The sequence below is a fragment of the Rhizobium glycinendophyticum genome (assembly GCF_006443685.1).
Classification (GTDB): domain Bacteria; phylum Pseudomonadota; class Alphaproteobacteria; order Rhizobiales; family Rhizobiaceae; genus Allorhizobium; species Allorhizobium glycinendophyticum.
The window spans coordinates 1,041,979-1,063,048 of sequence record NZ_VFYP01000001.1 but is presented as its reverse complement, the minus strand read 5'-3'; the positions used below and the strand labels follow the sequence as shown (position 1 = coordinate 1,063,048).

Genomic DNA, 21,070 nt, shown 5'->3' with positions numbered 1-21,070 from the left:
GCCTTCAAAGATGGCAGGCTGCGCCTCGTTCACGCCCCAAATTCAGGTCGGAACCATGGCGGCAACCGTGATGTCGTGCCGCTCGGCCCGTTCCTGCAGGCCGCGCCTGACGCCCTCCCGATCCGCCTCGGGACGATTCTGGCTCATCTTGCGTTTGCCCTTGAGTTCGACGATCGGCATCCGGACGCCGATGATGCCACGTAACTGCCCGCTGATGAAGTTCTCCGGCGCGTCGGCAACGGTCCAGGGCTGCTGGCGCGGGGCTTCATGCCTGTCGGTCAGACGCCTGACGACATCGAGGAGACGATCGGCATCCTCAAAGAACTCGACCGGACCGGATGCGTGCACGGCTGCGTAGTTCCAGGTTGGCACCACTTTTCCATGCTCGGCTTTCGTTGCGTACCAGGATGGCGTCACGTAGGCATCGGGGCCCATGAATACGGCAAGGCCGTGTCCGACGACATCCGCCTGCCATTGCGGGTTGGGTCTTGCGAGATGGCCGTAGAGCACCCCCATTCCGCCCTCGGTTTCATCAAGCAACAGTGGCAAGGGCGTCGCCATCGGCCCCTCTGCTGTGGCGGTGATGAAATTCGCCAGATGACATTGGCGCATCATCTCAAGGAGTTCGGATCTTTCGGAAACAATGAATGCTGGAGGGGTGTACATGTGGATCTCCGATAACCTCTTGTGATTATCGCATCCAACTGGCGTCAAACGAAGGACCAGTTTCCGGCAAAAAGCATGGACCATTTGAGCCGCGGAGACCCCGGCCGGTATTCCTGGATTGAAGGGACCTAGAACACGCCCCCCTCCTCAATGCAGATGCCTGAGCTTGTCCGGATTGCGCATGACATAGATGGCGGTGATCGCGCCGTCTTCGATCTGCAGCGCCGTGGTCTGCAATTCGCCGTCTGCCTCCTGCGTGACGAAACCCGGCAGGCCGTTGACGAGCCCGATGCGCAGGAGGTCCGAGCCCTGCGGCCAGATCTTATCCGAGAGATAGGTGTGAACCTTCATCACGGCAGCATGGCCGAGAATCGGCGTGATCGCCGCCGAACGCTTGCCGCCGCCATCGGAATGCAGTTCGACACCGGCAGCCAGCATGGCGGAGAGCGCCGTCATGTCGCCGCTGCGGGAGGCGGTGAAGAAGGCCTGGGCGATTTCCAGACCCTGCTTGCGATCCACCGCAAAGCGGACGCGTTCCTCGCGAACGTTTCTGCGCGCCCGTGCCGCGAGCTGCCGGCAGGCGGCGACGTCACGGTCCAGCGTCACCGCGATCTCCTCGAAGGGCTGACCGAAGACATCGTGGAGCAGCAGGGCCGCGCGCTCCAGCGGCGACAGGCGCTCCAGCGCCAGCATCAGCGGCAGGGTGACGTCCTCCGCCTCGTCCTCCTCCTCGACCACCGGCTCCGGCAGCCAGGGGCCGATATAGGTCTCGCGCTGATGGCGGGCCGATTTCAGCTGGTCGAGGCAGAGTCTTGTGACGACGCGGCGCAGAAAGGCTTCCGGCTCGCGGATTGCGCCTCGGTCGGCCCTCATCCAGCGGATGAAGGCCTCCTGCAGCATGTCTTCGGCATCGGCAACCGAGCCGAGCATACGATAGGCAAGCCGCATCAGCTTGCGCCTCAGGGGATCGAAACTTGCCGCCGCATCCATATGCTCGGACGTGTGCATCAGGCGGCAACTCCCTGAGCGCGGGTCGCCGGTGTCTCGATCCAGAGGCCGAAGCCGACGGCCAGCCTGTTCCAGCCATTGATGACATTGATCATCAGGGTGAGTTTCACCTGTTCCTCCTCGGTGAAGGCTGCCTCAAGGGCCTTGCGCGCCTCTGCCGACGGATGGCCGATCGACAGTGTCGTCAGGGCTTCGGTCCAGGCGAGTGCGGCCCGTTCGCGCTCCGTATAACACGGCGCCTCGCGCCAGGCCGAGAGCAGATAGATGCGTTGCTCCGTCTCACCCTGGGCCCGGGCCTCGGCCGCGTGCATGTTGAGGCAATTGGCGCAGGCATTGATCTGGGACGAGCGGATCTTGACGAGTTCGACGAGGCTCGGTTCGAGGCTCGCGGCGATGTCGGTCGAGACGGCCATCCACTTCTTCATCAACGTGGGAGCGGCGGCGAAAGGATCGAGTGTTGCGGTCATGATGTCGGTTCCTTCTGTTGGCTACGAGATCATGACGAGCGCGGAATGGTCAATGTGACATGGACGGGAGAATTTTTCGCCCCATTCATGCCCGCCCCAGCAAGAAGCCTAGGCTCTCCGGCCGTCGCATCCTTCGTTCTGGCGAAACGGCAGAGAAGGTGAAGGCCTCATCCCAGTGTCGTTAACCTCCGTCTCAATTTAGGGGGCTTTTGAAGACGGATATACAGACGCGACTGCAAATCACCTACCATCCCGATCCGGAAAAATCCTCGAAGGGACAGCCATGAAAAAACTTCTCATAGCCTCGGTTTTCGCCATCTCCATGCCGTTTGCCGCATCTGCCGCCGAACTCATCTTCCCGAGCGATGCGCCGGTTGCGTCCATCACCATCCCCGACAGCTGGGGACCGAAGGAAACCGAGACCGGCGTTGACGCTACGTCCGAAGACGGAGCCGTCTATTTCTCGATCGACGTGGCCGACGCCGCGTCTTCCGACAAGACGACCGAAATCGCCATCGACTTTTTGACCAAGAACGGCGTGAAGATCGATCCCCAGTCCCTCAAGGAGTCTGGCGAGACCGATGTCAACGGCCTGAAGATTTCCTCGCTGGATTACGAGGGGACGGACGAGAGTGGTCCGGTCGACGTCTCCATCGGTTTTGCCGCAGCGGGCGAGAAGGTTCTGATCTTCACCTATTGGGGATCAAAGGATACCCAGGCCGAACACCAGAAGGAACTGGGTGAAATGCTGGCCTCGCTGAAGCCCGCGAGCTGACGTTCGAAGACCAGGCGCTTCCGCGCCCCTCAAGGCTGATTGAAGACCCGTCGATTTTTCGGCGGGTTTATCTCTGCGCTGAGACACGCGGACATGAGGAACCGGGTGTCTGGCGCCGAAGAGGTTTCAGACGGAGCAATCCCCGCCCTATCAGGGGCGCCTCACTCGTCGGCGTCAAAGCTCTCGTCTTCGGCGTCCAGGCACATCTCGGCGCCCTCTTCGAGATCGCTCGCGCTCAGCCCGTCGAAAAAGGCGACACTGCTGCCGATCATCTGGTTGGCGGCATCCTTGCCCCCATTGAGTTCCTCGGATTTTTCACGAAATGTCTCGGCGGCGGCCTTGTAGTCCTCCTCGTCAGCGGCGTCGATGACGCCGTTTTGGAGCGCGAGGCCGATGATCACCACACAGGCCGAAGGAGACGCATGGTCCGGCAGCTTGTCCTCCTCGGCATGAACTGGGGCGGACAGCGCGGCAGCAAGCAGGAGGGCGTAGAGCGGCAATTTCGGCACGTCGGTAATCCTATGGCGGGTTGAGACAGGTCCAGTCGGAAGGACCTGCCATGTGTGCTGTTTACAAAGCGTGAAATGATGAGGCCGTAGTGCCGTCCCAAGGGTCCGACCCGCCGGTGACCTATACAACATCCGCCGTCAGCGAAATCCCCAGCGCCTTCATCACCGCAAGCGTGGTCTTGAGCGTCGGATTGTCCTCGCTCGAAAGCTCAGCCAACTCGGCAACTCCGGCCATTTCTTTCGCCCGGGCGACGACACCGAGTGCATGTGCAATGTATGCGGCATCGTCGGTCCCCAGCGCTTCGTTTACGAACGCGGCGATGGCTTCCGGTGAAGTGAGGTCTTCGGCTGGATCGTAGTCAGAAACAATCTTAGCCATCACCCTCACCCCCTAGCCTTGATCGCCGCCTGGGCCGCCGAGAGCCTTGCAATCGGCACACGAAACGGCGAACACGAGACATAATCCAGCCCGACATCCTCGCAGAAGTGGATCGAGGTGGGGTCGCCGCCGTGTTCGCCGCAGATGCCGAGTTTCATGTCGGGGCGCGTCTTGCGGCCGCGTTCGGCGGCGATGCGGATGAGTTCGCCGACGCCGTCGAAATCGAGCGACACGAAGGGGTCCTGCACGATGATGCCCTTCTTCTGGTAGGTCGGGATGAAGCGGGCGGCGTCGTCGCGGGACATGCCGAAGGTGGTCTGGGTCAGGTCGTTGGTGCCGAAGGAGAAGAATTCGGCGGCCTCGGCGATGATATGGGCGCGGATGGCGGCGCGCGGCAGCTCGATCATCGTGCCGACGAGATAGGAGATTTCAAGCTTTGCCTCGCCCATGACTTCGGTGGCGACGCGGTCGATGACGGCTTTCACGTAATCGAGTTCCGAGCGCAAGCCGACCAGCGGCACCATGATTTCCGGCACGACCGGGGCGCCGGTTTCTCGGGCAGCGGCAACGGCTGCCTCGAAGATGGCGCGGGCCTGCATTTCGGCGATCTCGGGATAGGAGATGGCGAGACGGCAGCCGCGATGGCCGAGCATCGGGTTGAACTCGTGCAGGGCATCGATGCGGCGGCGCATGAAGCCGGGCTCAAGCCCCATGGCGTTCGCCACCTCCTCGATCTCTTCGTCGGACTTCGGCAGGAATTCATGCAGCGGCGGGTCGAGCATCCGGATCGTCACCGGCAGGCCATGCATGATGGTGAAGAGCTCGGTAAAGTCGGAGCGCTGCATGGGCAGAAGCTTGTCCAGCGCTGCGCGGCGGCCGGCCTCGTCTTCGGCGAGGATCATTTCGCGCATGACATGGATGCGCTCGCCCTCGAAGAACATGTGTTCGGTGCGGCAGAGGCCGATGCCTTCGGCGCCGAAGGATCGCGCGGCGCGGGCGTCACCGGGCGTATCGGCGTTGGTGCGTACGGTCATGCGGCGGGTTGCGTCTGCCCATTCCATCAGCTTGGCGAAATCGCCTGACAGCTCCGGCTGCAGCATGGGCACTTCGCCCTTCAGCACCTGGCCGGAGGAGCCGTCGATGGTGACGATGTCGCCCTTCCCCAGCGTCACGCCCATGCCGATGAGCTTTTCGTTGCGCAGATCGACGCGCATGGTGCCGGCACCGGAGACGCAGGGGATGCCCATACCGCGGGCGACGACGGCGGCATGGCTGGTCATGCCGCCGCGTGTCGTCAGGATGCCCTGGGCGGCATGCATGCCGTGAATGTCTTCGGGGCTGGTTTCGACGCGCACCAGGATCACCTTGCGTCCTTCTGCTTCAGCCTCGACCGCTTCTTCCGCGGTAAAGACAATGGCGCCTGTGGCAGCCCCCGGCGAGGCGGGCAGGCCCGAGCCGATGACATGGCGGGCGACACGGGGATCGATCGTCGGGTGAAGCAACTGGTCGAGCGAGGAGGGTTCGATGCGCAGCACCGCCTCCTGCTCGGTGATCAGGCCTTCGGCCACCATGTCGACGGCGATCTTCATTGCTGCCTTGGTGGTGCGTTTGCCGGAACGGGCCTGCAGCATCCAGAGCTTGCCGCGCTCGATGGTGAATTCCAGATCCTGCATGTCGCGGTAATGCGCTTCGAGCCGGTCGCAGATGGCCTGGAATTCGGCAAAGGCCTCCGGCATCAGCTTTTCCAGCGACGGCTTGTCGGACCCACTGTCGATGCGGGCGGCCTCGGTGATCGATTGCGGCGTGCGGATGCCGGCCACCACGTCTTCGCCCTGGGCATTGACGAGGAACTCGCCATAGAGTTCCTTGGCGCCGGTCGAGGGGTTGCGGGTGAAGGCGACGCCGGTCGCCGAGGTCGAACCGAGATTGCCGAAGACCATGGTCTGGACGGTGACGGCCGTACCCCACTCGCCGGGAATGTTATGGAGCATCCGGTACGTCTGAGCGCGAGAGTTCATCCAGCTCGAAAATACAGCGCCGATTGCGCCCCAGAGCTGGACATGCGGGTCCTGCGGAAAAGGTTGGCCGAGCTCGTTTTCCAGGAGATCCTTGTAGAGCGAAACGACATGCTGCAATTCGACAGCAGAGAGATCGGTGTCAAGTTCATGGCCGAGGCGGCCCTTCTCGTCCTCGAAGATTTCCTCGAAAATCTCGTGGTCCAGACCCATGACGACATCGCCATACATCTGGATGAAGCGGCGATAGCTGTCCCATGCGAAGCGGGCATCGCGGGAATGGTGGCCAAGGGCTTCTACCGTGTGGTCGTTGAGGCCGAGATTGAGCACGGTGTCCATCATGCCGGGCATGGAGGTGCGCGCGCCGGAGCGGACGGAGAGTAACAGGGGATGGCTGGTGTCGCCGAAAGCACGGCCGGTCGCGGCCTCGATGCCTGCTATGCCCGAGAGAACCTCGGCTTTCAGATCGTCTGGAAGGGTCTTGCCGCTCTTGTAATAAATGCCACAGGCATCTGACACGATCGTGAGGCCGGGCGGAACCGGTAGCCCAAGCGCCGCCATTTCGGCGAGATTGGCCCCCTTCCCTCCCAACTGATCGATCTCGGTCCTACTCCCCTCGGCCTTTCCTCCGCCGAAGGTGTAAACCCACTTCCGCATTGCCCTCTCCACCCAAACAGGCTTTATTTTCCACCGTTTACAGCAAATGTGACGAATTGGAAACGCCACCGGTCCAAGTTTATGCTGCAATGCATCATAATTGCGGCAGAGGGTGAGCATGATGCTCGCGCCGACGAAAAGCGGCGTAAGAAGTCATCATCGGAGGGCAAGACAGTCCCCCGGACTGTCCGCCCGTCGATGCCGCAAGGGCCGGCAATTGTTACAGCTCATCACGCAATGCGATAAACGGTCACTTAAAATGACCGGAGAAATCGCTTCAAGATGATGCACTGCGGCCAAGACTTTGGTAGTGGGCTTGCACGAGTATTGTAATCCGGATTCGCAAATGCCCCTGACAAGCCCGGTCTCCCTGACGCAGATCCCGCAGAATACCCTGTATAAAAAGGGTGATGTCTTCGTTCTCTTCGGTGAATTGTTCGGTCGCGGCTATGTGACTGGCCTGCTCGACCAGGCGAAGAAGACTGGCATGGAGATCATCGGGATCACCGTTGGTCGCCGTGACGAAAACAACAAGCTTCGCCCGCTGACGGAAGAAGAACTGGCGCAGGCGGAAGCCAATCTCGGCGGCCGGATCATCAATGTACCGGCCATGGCCGGCTTTGACCTCGACTCAGCTGAGGGCGAGCCGACGCCGACCGACCTGCTCGGCGCGCTGACGCTGGAAAACTGGGAAACCGAAAAGCTCGACTGGGCCCATATCGAAAAGTGCCGCCAGATCGGCGTGAAGCGTTTTCAGGATGCCGTTGCCAAGATCATGGCCGAGCTTGAGGGCATGATTGCCGACGGAAAAAACGTGCATTTCGCCCACACCATGGCCGGCGGCATCCCGAAGGCGAAGGTTTTCCTCGTGATCGCCAACCGCATCTACAAGGGTCGTGGCGCGCGTCACATGTCCTCGCAGGTTCTGCTCGAAAGCGATCTCGGCAAGCTGATCCTACAGAATTTCGACGAAGTCTCGGCCAATACCTTCCGCCACCTGATCGAAGGCAGTGCCGCCATCCGTGCCCGCATCGAAAAGAGCGGCGGCCAGGTGCGTTACTCGGCCTATGGCTATCACGGCACGGGCATCCTGATCGGCGACGAATATCGCTGGCAGACCTATACGAACTATACCCAGGGCTATGCCAAGATGAAGCTCGAGGCGATTGCCGAGGAGGCTTTTGCATCGGGCATCAAGGCGACCGTGTTCAACTGCCCGGAGATCCGCACCAATTCGTCCGACGTCTTTGCCGGCATCGAACTGCCGCTTCTGCCGCTCTTGAAGGCGCTGAAGAAGGAAAACGGCGGCGCGCGGGCCGAGAAGATCTGGGCCGATTGCCAGGCGCTTCTGGTCGAGGGTGCGACTATCGACGACGTTCTGCAGAAGATCGCCGACTTCCAGGTGAGCACCGTCATGGAGCCGTTCTACGACTTCAACAAGTGGCCGATGCCCAACAGCCAGGGCCAGTCGGACATCACCATCGGTACCTCCACCGAAATCGCCCAGATGCACAAGGATGCAAAGGCACTGATCTCGGACTATCTGAGCGTGCTCGTGGTCGAGGCGACCGGCGCGCTGATTTTTGGCGAAGTAGCGAACCCGTCCGCCCCGGTGCTGTGGCTGAACCATGATGTGGTGGCGCGGCAGATCAATTCGGCGGGCTGAGCGCGGGAAGCGAATAGCGAATAGATGGATGCCGGGAGCTTGCTTCTGGCATTTTCGTTTTCACGCCCCCTTCGTCATCCTCGGGCTTGTCCCGAGGATCTACTGCCGCGGCCATTTGCTTGATGCTTATGGCCTTCGCTTAGAGCTCCCATTCATCGCCACCCTTCAGAGATCCTCGGGACAAGGCCGAGGATGACGGCTTGTATGAGGCATGCTCCCTCAGCGCCATATGCCTCGGCGAACAGCACCAGCTCATGAGCCCTTTTCCGGCGGCGAACCGATCGACGTCCCTCGCGGCTGGACTTGCCGGGCGAATGCTGGCACGTCGGTGCCCGGTTGTCTGACAAATCGAGTCGTCCTGATGCATCTTCCCCCGCAGTTTCGCGTCTATATCGCCTTCTTCCTGTTCGCCATGTCCACCGGCTCGCTGTTTTCGCGGCTGCCGGACCTGCAGGCGCAGCTTTCGGTCAACAAGGCGGAACTCGGCACGACGCTGATCGGCATGGCGATCGGATCGTTGATTTCACTGACCTTCTCCTCGCCGTTGATCGTCCGGCTCGGCACGCGCACGACGCTCGCGATCTCGCTGCTCGGTGTCATGGCGCTGTTGTCAATCATTCCGCTTCTTCCCAATGCGCCGTTGGTCTTCGCGACACTCTTCATCATGGGCCTGCTGGCCGGCGCACTGGAGATCTGTCTCAATGTCGAGATCGGGCGGATCGAAGCGCAGATCGGCTTCGGCATCATGAACCGGGCGCATGGCTGCTGGAGCCTCGGCTTCTTCGTCACCGCCGTCACCGCCTCGCTGGTCCGCCAGGCGGAGATCACCATGCAGACGCATATGCACGTGCTGCTGGCGGTGATGTTCGTGATCGGGGCGGTCACGGTTGCTGGCATGAAAAATGCGCCGCATCTCGTACATGCCGGGCCCGAGGAGAAGCAGCCGCATTTTGCCCTGCCCACCCTCGGCCTTCTGCCGCTCTGCATCATCGGCACCTCGGCCTTCCTGATCGAGGGCGCGGGCATCGACTGGTCGACGATCTACATGAACGAAGTCTTCGACGTCTCGCCTTTCATTTCCGGCTCCGGGCTCACGTTGTTTGCCTTCTTCATGGCGCTCGCCCGGCTCACGGTCGATCCGGTGGTCGACCGGCACGGCGCGCGGCTCGTCGGGCGGGTGCTGCTCTCGGTCGCGGCGGTGGGAATCGCCATGGCATGGCTCGCGCCCCATCCCTATGTGGCGCTTCTCGGCTTCGCGCTGATGGGGGCCGGCTGCAGCGCGGTCTATCCGATGGCGGTGTCAGCCGCCGCGCAACGGACCGATCGTCCGGCGGTGGTCAATGTGGCAGCGATTGCGCAGATGGCCTTCGTCGTCTTCTTCCTCGGACCGCCACTGCTCGGCTTTGTCGCCGAAGCCTTCGGCATCCGAAATGCCTATCTCGTCTGCCTGCCGCTCATTCTGGGGTCGATTTTTGCGAGCTCGGCACTGCCGGTCCGGGTGGCGAAGGCGCCCGAAGCTAACGCCTGACGCGGACCCTCTCAATCCGCCAGAGCGGCCAATTCATCAGGGGTCGGATTGCCGAAGAATTTGACGCCGAGCTTGGCATCGGAAACCTTCAGCACCGCGTGTTTGCCATCGGCGGAATACACGATCACCAGCCAGCTCGCCTCGCAATGGCCGGCTTCGCAAGCCCTGAACTTCTGCCGTCTCTCACCGGACACGGCGACTTCCTCGGACGCGAGCGCGACATATTGCGGTTGGCGCACCAGCGCCCGCACCCAGAAGGGCAAGCCCGGCTTGCCCTTGATCATACCCAGCAAACTCTCGCGGTGGGCCGCCGAGGTCTCGAGAACCTTGGGCAGGAAGTTGCCGGAGAGAGAGGTATCGGGAAGACCGGCGGTCACATCCTGAGCGGCGGCGGGACCGATCAGGAAAACCGTCAGCACTGTCAGCAGGAAACCCCTCACACCAGATCCCGCTCGCGCAGCGCCTCCGCCGTCTGCAAATCCACGGAGACGAGTTGGGACACACCTTGCTCCGCCATGGTGACGCCGAAGAGGCGGTTCATGCGGGCCATGGTGATGGGGTTGTGGGTGATGATGACGAAGCGGGTCTCGGTGGAGGCGGCCATTTCGTCCATCAGGTTGCAGTAGCGCTCGACATTGTGGTCGTCGAGGGGTGCATCGACTTCGTCGAGCACGCAGATCGGCGCGGGGTTGGTGAGGAAGACGGCGAAGATCAGGGCCATGGCGGTCAGCGCCTGTTCGCCACCGGAGAGCAGCGTCATGGTCTGCGGCTTCTTGCCCGGCGGGCGGGCGAGGATTTCGAGACCGGCTTCGAGCGGGTCGTCGCTTTCGATCAGTTGCAGTTCGGCCGTGCCACCGTTGAAGAGGTGGGTGAAGAGGCGCTGGAACTGGGCGTTGACCACGTCGAAAGCGGCGATCAAGCGCTCGCGGCCTTCGCGGTTGAGGCTCTGGATCGCGCCACGCAGCTTGCGAATGGCGTCAATAATGTCGTCGCGCTCCTTGATCAACGCCGCGAGTTTTTCCGAGAGCTCCTTCTGTTCCTCCTCGGCGCGCAGGTTGACGGCCCCTAGGCGCTCGCGCTCCATCTTCAGCCGGTCGACATTGCGCTCCACCTCGCGCAGGTCGCCGATCTGCGAGGGATCCTTCAGGCCTGTCAGGCGGAAAGCTTCGTGCGGGGGAACGTTGAGCGCTTCGGCAATGCGCGTTTCGGCATCGATGCGCCATTCCTTGGCGGAGACCAGACGCTCTTCGGCGCGGCCGCGCTTCTCCCTGGATTCGGCGAGTTCGGCGAGTGCCGCAGCGGCCTTCTGGTCGGCTTCACGCTGGCGGGTCTCGGCGTCCACCAGACGGTCCGCTGCCTCGCGGCGATCCTTCTCGGCCTTGTCGAGCGCGGTCATCAGGTTGCGCCGCTTGTCCTCGAATTCGTCGGGCGCCATTTCGAGATCAGTGATCTCCTCGCGGGCCTCGGCTTCGCGTTCGCGCAGCGTCGCGATGTGTTCTTCGGCCGAGTTCGCGCGGTTCTGCCAGTTCTGCTTTTCCTGGCGGATCGAGAGGATGCGGCGGCGGCGCATTTCGTCTTCGCGGGCAAGCCCTTCCAAACGGGCGCGGGCTTCGGCGAGCAGGCCACGATCGCGGGCGACCAGGCTTTCCGCGTCACGCAGACGGGCATCGAGGGCGGAGAGGTCGGGCGTCTCCTCCATCTCGATGCGGGCGGTTTCTTCCTGCTCGACGATCTCCTCGATCTGGGCCTTCAGACCGTTGACCGCCTCCTCGATCACCTCGCGGCGGCGGATGAGGTCGCCCGAGGCGCGTTCGGCCTGGGCCAGGGCTTCGCGGGCTTCGGAGAGCTGGCGAATGGTGAGGCGGCTGCGGTCGCGGGCATCGGTCAAGCGGGCTTCTTCGGCGCGGATGGCGTCGACTGCTTCGGCCAAGCGCTCCTCGGCCTCGACCATCTGGTCGCGGGCTTCCTCGGTCTCGATCTCGATTTCGGCGAGGCGGTTCTTCTGGGCAAGACGCAGGGCGGCAGCACTCGGGGCGTCAGCGCCGGTGACATGGCCGTCCCAGCGATAAACGGCGCCATCGCGGGTGACGAGGCGCTGGCCGGGGGCAAGGTCTGCCATCAGGCGCAGCGCATCGGCGTCTTCGACCACGCCGATCTGGCGCAGCGCTCGGGTCAGGGCTGCAGGGGCGCGGACATGGGCAATGAGCGGTTTTGCGCCTGACGGTAGCGCCGGATCCCCTGCCCCGTCGCCATTGCCGTGCCAATGGGCGGGGGCCGACGGGTCGAGGGCGCTGTCGAGATCGTCGCCCAAGGCGGCACCGAGCGCCGTCTCATAACCGCGATCGACGGAGAGCTCGTCGGCAACCGGCGGGAAATCGCCTGTCGTGGTCGAGGCGAGGATGCGGGCGATGGTGCGGGCTTCGGTCTCCAGACCATTGACGCGGGCGCGCGCGGCTTCGAGCGGCTGGCGCAGATGGCCTTCCGTGCGGCGCGCTTCGTTGAGTGCAGCCTCGGCTTCCATCGCCGCACTTTCGGCGTCGGCGACGGCCTGTTCGGCGATCTCGACCATTTCGCGCTTCTCGTCCGGATCAGGAAGTGCGGCGATGCGGTCGGAGATCTCGGAGAGTTCGCGGGAAGCGTCGGAGACCTGGCGTTCGAGACGCGATCGGCGTTCGGTCAGATCGCGGATGGCGCGTTCCAGCTGGTTTCGGCCGGCGGCTGCCTCGGCGCGCTCGGCGGTCAGGCGGGTGAAGTCACGTTCGCTATCGGCGAGCGTTGCGGCGGCTGCCTCGAAGGCTTGCTTAGCCTCTTCACCAAAGCGGCCGGCATCGGCGAGGATTTCCTCGAGTTCGGCCTCTTCTTCGGCGAGCCGTTGAATGACCTCGCCATTCTCCGACACCAGACGCTCCTCGCGACGGATGTCCTCGTCGAGCTGGGCCAAGCGGCGGGTGAGCTCGTCGCGGCGGCGCAGAATCCGGCTCGCTTCCTCGTCGAGCTGAGAACGGGCGATCTGCAGGCGCTGGAGGGCGGCGGCGGCCTTCGCCTCCTCCTCGCGCAGTTCCGGCATCTTGAGGCTCGCCACCGCCTGCAGCTTGGCGGCTTCCATCTGGTGGTTGGCCTTTTCGGCGACGATGGACATGGCCTGGTTGAGGGCGCTTTCCGCCTCGCCTTCGGCCTGCTTCGCCTGCGCCCAGCGGATGTGCAGGAGCATGGCCTCGTGCGCGCGGATGTCGGCCGAGAGCTGCTTGAAACGGTTGGCCTGGCGGGCCTGGCGCTTCAGGCTCTCGATCTGGCTTTCGAGCTGGGCGGTGATGTCCTCCAGCCGCTCGAGATTGGTTTCGGCAGCGCGCAGGCGCAGTTCGGCCTCATGGCGGCGGGAATGCAGGCCGGAAATGCCGGCGGCTTCTTCGAGCAATTGCCGGCGCGCCTGAGGCTTGGCTTGGATCAGTTCGCCGATGCGGCCCTGGCCGACCATGGACGGCGAGCGGGCGCCGGTGGAGGCATCGGCGAAGAGAAGCTGCACATCCTTGGCGCGGGCTTCCTTGCCATTGATGCGGTAGACGGAGCCGGCGCCGCGCTCGATGCGGCGGGTCACCTGGATTTCGTCGGCATCGTTGAAGGCGGCGGGTGCGGTGCGGTCGGAATTGTCGAGATAAAGGCCGACTTCGGCCGTGTTGCGGGCGGGGCGGTTGCCGGAGCCGGAGAAGATGACGTCGTCCATGCCGGACGCGCGCATGTTCTTGTAGGAGTTTTCGCCCATGACCCAGCGGAGCGCCTCGACAAGGTTCGACTTGCCGCAGCCGTTCGGCCCGACAATGCCGGTCAGGCCGCGTTCGATGACGAATTCGGAGGGCTCGACGAAGGACTTGAAGCCGAGGAGCCGGAGGCGATTGAATTTCATCGGCACAGCCTCCCCTTCGCCCCGCTTGCGGGGAGAAGGTGGCCCGAAGGGCCGGATGAGGGGCCGTGTTTGCCGTGATGTAAAACCGCACGCGATGACAGGGATTTGCCCCTCATCCCCGGCGCAAACTTTGCGCCTGACCTGCCGGCAGCTTCTCCCCGTGAACGGGGAGAAGAGCGATAAAAGGCGCCGTCGGCGCCCGTCGTCAGAACGGAACGTCGATCAGAGCAGGCTGTCGATGAGGGCCGACATGGAGTCAACCGACATGTCCCCCGAATAGGCCTTGCCATTGATCAGGAAGGTTGGCGTCGAATTGACGCCGAATTCCTGTGCACCGCGGTCGCGGACTGCCGTCACATCACCGGCAAGCTTCGCGTTCGTCAAGCACGCGTCGAAGGTCTCCTGTGTAAAACCGCCGAGTTTCGACAGTTGCAGCATGGCGGCGCGGACATCACCGTTATCAGGGGCCGCCCAGGCGCGCTGCTGCTTCAGGAACATGCCGACGAAGGGGAAGAACTTGTCTTCGGTCGTGCAACGCGCCAGCATGAAGGCTGCGAGCGATGCCGTGTCCTGCGGGAAGGGGAATTCGCGCAGCACGAAGTAGGCCTTGCCGCTGTCGACATACTTGGTCTTGATCGCGTCGAAGGTCGTTTCGTGGAAGTGGGCGCAGTGCGGGCAGGTCATCGACATGTATTCGATGATCTTCACCGGCGCATTGGGATCGCCGAGCGCCATTTCCTTGAGCGGGCCAGGCTTCAGGGCGGCTTCCATGTCGACATCGCGATCGGACTTCGGCATTTCCGCCGAGGTGGTCGAGGCCGTCGTCTCGTTGCTGACCGCCGGCACCGGCTGTTCGGCGCTCGCCGACTTTTCCTCGCTGCAGGCCGACAGGGCGGCGACGGCGCCGGCCATGGCGATGCCGCTCAGCAGGCGGCGCTTGGTGATCGTGAGTTCAGACATCGACATCGGTCTCTTACCTGTTGGAATGACGTTTATTCTGGGCTCAACCGTTATAACGCCAGATTGCGGCAAACAAGGCGGGGACCGAGGAGAAAAATCAAAGTTCCGTGACCTTTTTGCACAGAACGCGCGCCCAATCCGGGTCTTGACCGAGGTGCCGGGAGCGACCCAGGCAACATGCGACGGCGCGTGACCGGCTCTTGCCCTTGCTGCACTGCAGCTTTACAGATGTGACGCAGGCGTGTTTTCGGCGGGGAAGGCCCCAAACTTGGCCGTTGAGGGCTCGTTTCTCTGCTTCATACTTAGGTTCAACTCATCGTAAATGCCTTTCATCCGTCCGCTGTAAAGAGTTGCCGTCATGATTTTCTCATCCCGTAGTTTCAGCAAGCTCTTTTTTCCGGCACTCCCCATAAGCGGCATGCTGGTCGCGTGCAGCTTGTCGTTCTGCGCTGTTGATGCCCTTGCCCAGTCTTCCCAGAACGTCGTGCCGCGCCCTGCGGGGCAGTCCCTGGAGGCGATCGAGGCCGAACGCAAGACGCTGTTCGCCCGGATGATGGCGCAGCCGGACGATCTGGATACGGCGTTTCAATATGCAGCTTTGTCATCGCAGGCAGGCGACCTCGAAGGTGCCGTGTCGACATTGGAGCGGATGCTGATCTATGCCCCCGGCCTGCCGCGCCTGCAGCTGGAACTCGGTGTGCTCTATTACCGGCTCGGGGCCTATGAAACCGCGCGGCAATACTTCGAAGGCGCGCAGTCTGCCGGCAATGTGCCGCCGGAGGTGGCGGCCAAGGTCGAGGAATATCTCGCGGCGATCGACAAGCGGGCAGCGCCAAACTCGTTGACCGGCATGGTGCGGGCCGGCATCCGCTATCAGAGCAATGCCAATGCCGGTCCCGGCAATTCCACCGTGACGCTGAATGGCCTACCTTATACGCTCGACAGCCTGACTGTCGCGGGTGAAGACTTCAATGCATTCCTCACCAGTTCGGTGCGCTATCGCCACGAACTTGACGAACAGGGGATTGCCATCGAAGCCGGGCTTTCCGGCTATACCGCCGGCTACCGGGACCGCGACACGCTCAATACGGGCGCGCTCGAAGCCTTTGTCGGGCCGACCTTCGATCTGGCCCGCTTCGGCCTCGACGACCGCTCGCTCTCGGTATTCCTCCTCTCGAGCGGCGTTCTGATCGAGGGCGATCGTTATCTCGCCTCAATCGGGGCTTCGACCGTGTTCAACTGGCAGGTGACGCCGAGCGACGGTATTGGGGCGCAGGTCGAATATCGCTACGAGGACTATAACAACACGAAATCGCGCAAGACTGCGGAATACCAGACCGGCGACCGCTTCGACGGCCAGCTTTCCTATTCGCGGCAGGTCACCGAAGATTTCAATCTGTCGGCGCGGCTTCTGGCCACCCGCCGAAGCGCCGAAGCGGAATATCTTTCGTCGACCGAAGTGGGTCTCGGCCTTGGCAGTGCCTGGCGCTTCGCCTCGCCGGTGGGCGAGGGTCCGGCCTGGGTATTGGCCCTCGACAGCGGCCTCTCCCGGCGCAATTATGACGCTCCGGATGCCATGATCAATGCAAACGAGAGCCAGCAGGACACCGAGTTCAGCGTCAACCTGCGGCAGATCGTACCGTTCAACGAACACGTGGCACTGGTGGCGGAGGCGGGCTACCGCAAGGTCTGGTCAAACTACGACATCAAGACTTTTGACAACATCAGTGTGTCCTTTGGCATCCAGTCGAGCTTCTAGGAGATGACCATGAACCGCATCCTGTCGAGCTCTGCACTTCTCGCCGCATCTGTCTCCATGTTGGTTTCGGGCGCCTCTTTGAGCCATGCGGAAACCAATGTCGCCGGCGTCACCGCAGCGGTGAACCCGACAGCATCGGCACTTGAGCCCAGCGGCAAACGCAAGCTGATCTCGCTTGGCGACCCGGTGGTGCGCAACCAGCGCATCGAGACCGGACCGCAGGGCCTGGTGCAGATCCTGCTGGCCGACGGCACCTCGTTTACCGTCGGGCCCAATTCCTCCATCGTCATCGACAGCTTCGTCTATGACCCGGAAAAACAGACGGCGTCGCTTGCGGCCACCATGACCAAGGGCGCATTGCGCTTCATCGGCGGCAAGGCCTCGAAGGCGAGCGGCGACGTCACGATCAATACCCCGATCGGCACGGCCGGCATCCGTGGCGCCGTGGTCGACATCAATCTTGACGGCAAGACCGCTGATGGCCAGGTGATCCCGCCGCATGTCTCGCTGGTCTTCGGCAAGCAGGTGGAGCTCAACAGTCGTGGCAGTTCCGAGCGCGTGTTCCGTCCGGGCTTTTCGATCGTAGCCGGCAATGGCGGCAACAGCGTCAAGCGCACGCCGCCGCTCTGGGTGAGCAGCCTGCAGCAATATCTCGCCGGACGTCCTGGCCAGACCGGCGGCGCGCAGACCTTGCCGACAGATAACAGCGTGCGCAACAGCCAGGTGGCCAACAACAACTCGCAACAGCCGCCGGCGAAGAACAGCATTCCGGTTCCGCAGCCACGGCCGCTGCCGGTAACGTCACCGGAGCAGATTGCGGCAGACTCAACACGCGACACGACGCGACCGGAGGCAGATGGCTGGGACGGGTCTGTGGGGGTGGTTTATGAGACCGTCGACAATTGGGGCGATGCGGAGCTCAGCAGCGGCTATGGCCAGATGACCCGGCAGAGTGACGGCTCGTGGTCGGGCACGGATGGCGACGGCAATACCTTTTCCCTGGACGGAATCACTCCTTCGGAAACGCTGACGAGCGCAACGGTTACGGGCTCAAGCTCGGTGCTCGGCAGCCTGACGGGTTCTGCCTATGCCGGCAGCGGCGATTTCATCGCCTATCTGATGCGCTCGACGACGGACGACAAGCCCTTCTACGTGGTCGGTGGCGAGAGTGCGAGCATGGCGTCGACCTTCAACGGCACCGATGTGCTGCATTACGTGGTGAGCGAAGACCCGGCGTCAGGGGCCGTCACGATCGGGGCTGTCAACCCGGACCTGGCTCTCGCGCTTGACACGAGCGATGTAATCTCCAGCGACTTGCTCGTCGTCGGAGCATCGGGAACCGACAGTTCCGGCAATACAATCGTCGGCAAAGCGATTCAGGCCTCCCTTTCGATCAGCGGCGAGGGCAGCGACCAGACGAGTGCGATCAACGTTACAGCCGGCACGTTTGCCGAACTCACAAATGGCGGTAACGGCCTGACCGCACTCAGCTCGGGAGGATATGTAACGGACGCCAATACGGGCGTGACGAACGAGCAGTCGACCGCGGAAACCATCGGCGGCAGTGAAGGCGACGACCAGCTCTTCGGCGATGACGGCGAATACATGGTGATCGTCGGCAGCGGGGAGACCTACGACGCCACAGCAAATGGCGGTCTTGGTGGGACCTACCTCAACTCAGGCGCCAATGTCGTCAGCCGCGACGACACCGCAACAGAAACAGACGGGACGCGCTCGTTTGCCGACACGACGGTAACGGGCTTCGCGACCGGCGCGGTGACCAGCTCCGGCAGCACCGAGCTCGCCTCGGGCACCGTCTCCTGGAACATCGACGGGACGACAAACAGCTTTACCGGCGCCATCGACGTGGATGGCGTGGACAGTGGCGACACGAACGAGGTCTACATGTCGTCCATCAACTCGCAGACGGCCTATCTCAATGATCAACTGATCGCGGCTGCTGGCGAAATCGACGGCTCCTACATCGTATCCTCAGAGGTCGTGCCGGCGGAAATCTTCAAGAACACCGACGGAAGCACCACCAGCGAGATCTGCTCCAGCTGCGAATTCATGACCTGGGGCTGGTGGGGACAGGCAGAAGGTCCCGAAAGCACCAGCTCCGTTCATCTCGGCAACTGGATTATCGCGGAGAGGCCGACAGATGCGGAGGTAGAGCAGGTGCATCAAACAGGCGGCACCGCCACCTATACCGGCAATGCCGTAGGCACTGTGGTGAACAATGGATCGCAATACATCGCCACCGGGGATCTCAACGCGACGATGGATTTCAGCGCTCGGACGGGAACTATCGAAATCAGCAATTACGACGACAAGGACACCTTCGGTGCGGAAGTCAGCTTCGAGTCGGGTAACACGTCGGTGTCGAGCCTCACCAGTACGTCCATGATCGGTATTGCAACCAGCGTCACCGGCGCGTTTGCCTCCAACGGCACAGACCCGGTCGCCGGCATCATGGGCAGCTTCACAGCTGAAGACGGCACCTGGTCATCGACCGGCATCTTCGCCGGCAGCCGGTAAGGCGGGCTGTGGCGGCGCGGCAGGATCAGGGTCGGCCGGGCTTGCGGCGGCTGTCGTCGTCGCAGCGGCGCAGGCTGGGGGTGATGCTGATCGGGGCCGCAGCGCTGACCGGGTTCATCACCTTTCATGCCGTCTTTGCCGATCAGGCCTTTCGCCTGACCGCGCTCGTCTTCGACAGCTACCAGCAGATCAAGCCGCGCGAAGCGACCGATCCGCCTGTGGTGGTGATCGACATCGACGAGGCGTCGATCGCCAAGCTTGGCCAGTGGCCCTGGTCGCGGAGCGTGGTGGCTGACATGGTGACGCAGGCAAGCGCGCTCGGTGCTGCCGCCATCGGCTTCGATATCGTGTTTTCCGAGCCGGATAGAACGGCACCGGCGCGGCTGATCGAAAACATGCGACGCCAGGGCGTGGCGCTCGACATTGCAGCCACCTCGCTTCCCGATCCGGACCTTGCGCTTGCCGAGGCGACACGCAGCCATGCGGTGGCGCTCGGCATTGCGCTCACCAATGAGTCCCAGGCGCCGGTCACTGCCCCCAAGGCAGGTTTTTCCTTTCTGGGCGAAGACCCGGCCAAGTCGCTTTCCGGCTATTCCGGCGCCTTGTCCAACCTGCCGGTCCTCAGCGATGCGGCCTCGGCGATCGGCTATTTCTCCTTCCCGCCCTCTGCCGACAATATCATCCGTAGCTTTCCGCTCGTCTCGACGGCGCAGGGCAAGCTCTATCCGGCGCTCTCCATCGAGACCTTGCGCATTGCCCAGCAGGCCGGATCCTTCATCGTGCGTTCGGCAACCAGCGGCGGGCGGCTCGCCATGACGGACCTGCGGGTCGGCGCGCTGGAGGTCCCGGTGGGGCCTGGCGGGGAGATGTGGATCTATTATTCCGGACTGCCAGCGATGCCGGTCATCTCGGCGGCGGATCTGCTCGATCCGTCCAAGGCTGCCACACTCACCGCACAAATCGAAGGCCGTATTCTCCTCATCGGCACCAGTGCGGTCGGCTTGCGCGATCTCGTTGCGACACCCGTCGATCCGGCCATGCCGGGCGTGAAGGTGCATGCGGAGATCATCGACCAGATCGCCAGCGGCGTCTTCCTGCAGCGGCCGGACTGGATCATCGGGGCGGAACGCGGATTGGCGGTCGTGGCGGGGCTGTTGCTGCTCGCGGTACTGGCGCTCGGTTCGCCGGCGATGGCGGTGCTTTCCGCAGTGCTGTTGTCTACCATGATCGGCGCCGTCTCGTGGTTCGCCTTTTCGAAGTCGCTGGTCCTGTTCGATCCTCTGCTGCCGCTCGGCGGGCTTGCCTCGGTGCTGCTCACCGCCCTTCCCCTGCTCCTGATGCTGACGCATCGCGAGAAGCGCTTCGTGCGCGAAAGTTTTGGTCGCTATCTGTCGCCGACGCTGGTCGAGAGGCTGTCGGAAAACCCGGAAGGGCTGAAGCTCGGCGGCGAAGACCGCGAACTGACGATCCTGTTTTCGGATATCCGCGGCTTTACGACTCTGTCGGAGAGCCTGACGCCCACCGAACTGACGGCCCTGCTCAACCGCTTCCTGACGCCGATGACGGACGTGCTTCTGGAGCGCGAGGCGACAATCGACAAATACATCGGCGATGCGATCATGGCCTTCTGGAATGCGCCGCTCGACATCGCCGACCATGCGGCCAAAGCCTGTGGCTCGGCGCTCGCCATGGTCGAGGCGCTCGAGGCAATGAACCGCGAGCGCGGCACGGCGCTGAAGATCGGCATCGGCCTCAACACCGGCATGGCCTGCGTCGGCAATCTGGGTTCAGACCAGCGCTTCAGCTATTCCTGCCTCGGCGACAGCGTCAACCTCGCCTCGCGCGTCGAGGGGATGACCAAGCTGTACGACGTGACCATCCTGGTGACGGAAGAGGTCAGCCGGCGATCACCGGGCTTCGTCTTCGCCGAAGTCGATCGCGTGAGGGTCGTCGGACGCCGCGGGGCGGTTCGTCTCTATACGCTGCTCGGCCGCGAGGGTGATCCGGCTCTCACCGATCTGGCGCCGCTTCTGACTCGGCACGATGCCTTCATCGATGCCTGGCAGGCCGGAGATTTTGCCACCTGCCGGCAGATGATCGAGGCGTTCGCGCTGGAACCGAAGACCCCGCTCTCTGGCACGCATGCGCTCTATCGCGAGCGGCTGGCCGCCCTGCCGGAGACGGCGCCCGGGGACTGGGACGGCGTGTTTACCGCGAAGAGCAAGTAACGACTCGCTCTTCG

Annotated in this window: 15 protein-coding genes; 6 read left to right on the top strand and 9 right to left on the bottom strand. The window is 63.0% G+C overall.

The genetic code is table 11. The features are described from left to right. Positions 1–42: 42 nt before the first annotated feature. The 3 genes from FJQ55_RS05105 to FJQ55_RS05095 all read right to left on the bottom strand — a co-directional run bounded on the left by FJQ55_RS05105 (position 43) and on the right by FJQ55_RS05095 (position 2,141). On the bottom strand, positions 43–666 hold the full coding sequence (locus FJQ55_RS05105; RefSeq protein ID WP_140826601.1) for an FMN-binding negative transcriptional regulator: 624 nt from the start codon (positions 664–666) through the stop codon (positions 43–45). A gap of 147 nt (positions 667–813) precedes the next feature. Next, positions 814–1,674, bottom strand: a complete 861-nt coding sequence (locus FJQ55_RS05100) for a sigma-70 family RNA polymerase sigma factor (RefSeq protein ID WP_140826600.1) — start codon at positions 1,672–1,674, stop codon at positions 814–816. After that, positions 1,674–2,141 carry a carboxymuconolactone decarboxylase family protein gene (locus FJQ55_RS05095; RefSeq protein WP_140826599.1) on the bottom strand — a complete coding sequence of 156 codons (468 nt, stop codon included), beginning with the start codon at positions 2,139–2,141 and terminating at the stop codon, positions 1,674–1,676. The genes FJQ55_RS05100 and FJQ55_RS05095 overlap by 1 nt, the downstream gene beginning before the upstream one ends. A gap of 283 nt (positions 2,142–2,424) precedes the next feature. Here FJQ55_RS05095 and FJQ55_RS05090 point away from each other — a divergent pair, with 283 nt between their 5' ends. Beyond that, complete coding sequence (locus tag FJQ55_RS05090; RefSeq protein ID WP_140826598.1) at positions 2,425–2,916, top strand: histidine kinase; 492 nt, start codon at positions 2,425–2,427, stop codon at positions 2,914–2,916. Positions 2,917–3,077: 161 nt separating this feature from the next. Here FJQ55_RS05090 and FJQ55_RS05085 read toward each other — a convergent pair whose 3' ends face one another. The 3 genes from FJQ55_RS05085 to ppdK all read right to left on the bottom strand — a co-directional run bounded on the left by FJQ55_RS05085 (position 3,078) and on the right by ppdK (position 6,476). Further along, the gene (locus FJQ55_RS05085; RefSeq protein WP_140826597.1) at positions 3,078–3,425 is read right to left on the bottom strand and encodes a hypothetical protein; all 348 of its coding nucleotides are present in this window, start codon (positions 3,423–3,425) and stop codon (positions 3,078–3,080) included. 121 nt (positions 3,426–3,546) lie between these two features. Then, complete coding sequence (locus tag FJQ55_RS05080) at positions 3,547–3,804, bottom strand: addiction module antidote protein (RefSeq protein ID WP_140826596.1); 258 nt, start codon at positions 3,802–3,804, stop codon at positions 3,547–3,549. A 5-nt stretch (positions 3,805–3,809) separates the two neighbouring features. Further along, positions 3,810–6,476 carry a pyruvate, phosphate dikinase gene (ppdK, locus tag FJQ55_RS05075; RefSeq protein WP_140826595.1) on the bottom strand — a complete coding sequence of 889 codons (2,667 nt, stop codon included), beginning with the start codon at positions 6,474–6,476 and terminating at the stop codon, positions 3,810–3,812. A 352-nt stretch (positions 6,477–6,828) separates the two neighbouring features. On the opposite strand from ppdK, the gene FJQ55_RS05070 reads away from it, so the two are divergent. Both FJQ55_RS05070 and FJQ55_RS05065 read left to right on the top strand, forming a co-directional pair. Next, complete coding sequence (locus tag FJQ55_RS05070) at positions 6,829–8,142, top strand: enoyl ACP reductase FabMG family protein (RefSeq protein WP_167507723.1); 1,314 nt, start codon at positions 6,829–6,831, stop codon at positions 8,140–8,142. Positions 8,143–8,503: 361 nt separating this feature from the next. Then, positions 8,504–9,670: an MFS transporter gene (locus FJQ55_RS05065; protein WP_140826593.1), complete on the top strand. Its 1,167-nt coding sequence runs from the start codon at positions 8,504–8,506 to the stop codon at positions 9,668–9,670. An 11-nt stretch (positions 9,671–9,681) separates the two neighbouring features. Here the strand turns inward: FJQ55_RS05065 and FJQ55_RS23630 are convergent, their stop codons facing one another. From FJQ55_RS23630 to FJQ55_RS05050, 3 genes are all read right to left on the bottom strand, one after another. Continuing rightward, positions 9,682–10,110, bottom strand: coding sequence for an Ivy family c-type lysozyme inhibitor (locus tag FJQ55_RS23630; protein WP_246085024.1), 429 nt, complete (start codon positions 10,108–10,110; stop codon positions 9,682–9,684). Beyond that, positions 10,107–13,571, bottom strand: coding sequence for a chromosome segregation SMC family protein (locus FJQ55_RS05055; protein WP_140826592.1), 3,465 nt, complete (start codon positions 13,569–13,571; stop codon positions 10,107–10,109). Before FJQ55_RS05055 ends, FJQ55_RS23630 begins: the two co-directional genes overlap by 4 nt. Before the next feature lie 222 nt (positions 13,572–13,793). Then, positions 13,794–14,531, bottom strand: coding sequence for a DsbA family protein (locus FJQ55_RS05050; RefSeq protein ID WP_425467504.1), 738 nt, complete (start codon positions 14,529–14,531; stop codon positions 13,794–13,796). 358 nt (positions 14,532–14,889) lie between these two features. Between FJQ55_RS05050 and FJQ55_RS05045 the strand changes: the two genes are divergently transcribed. The 3 genes from FJQ55_RS05045 (at position 14,890) to FJQ55_RS05035 (ending at position 21,056) form a co-directional block, all read left to right on the top strand. Then, positions 14,890–16,290: a tetratricopeptide repeat protein gene (locus tag FJQ55_RS05045; RefSeq protein ID WP_140826590.1), complete on the top strand. Its 1,401-nt coding sequence runs from the start codon at positions 14,890–14,892 to the stop codon at positions 16,288–16,290. A 9-nt stretch (positions 16,291–16,299) separates the two neighbouring features. After that, positions 16,300–18,828, top strand: coding sequence for a FecR domain-containing protein (locus FJQ55_RS05040; protein WP_161596944.1), 2,529 nt, complete (start codon positions 16,300–16,302; stop codon positions 18,826–18,828). 83 nt (positions 18,829–18,911) lie between these two features. Next, positions 18,912–21,056: a CHASE2 domain-containing protein gene (locus FJQ55_RS05035; RefSeq protein WP_140826588.1), complete on the top strand. Its 2,145-nt coding sequence runs from the start codon at positions 18,912–18,914 to the stop codon at positions 21,054–21,056. Positions 21,057–21,070: the final 14 nt, after the last annotated feature.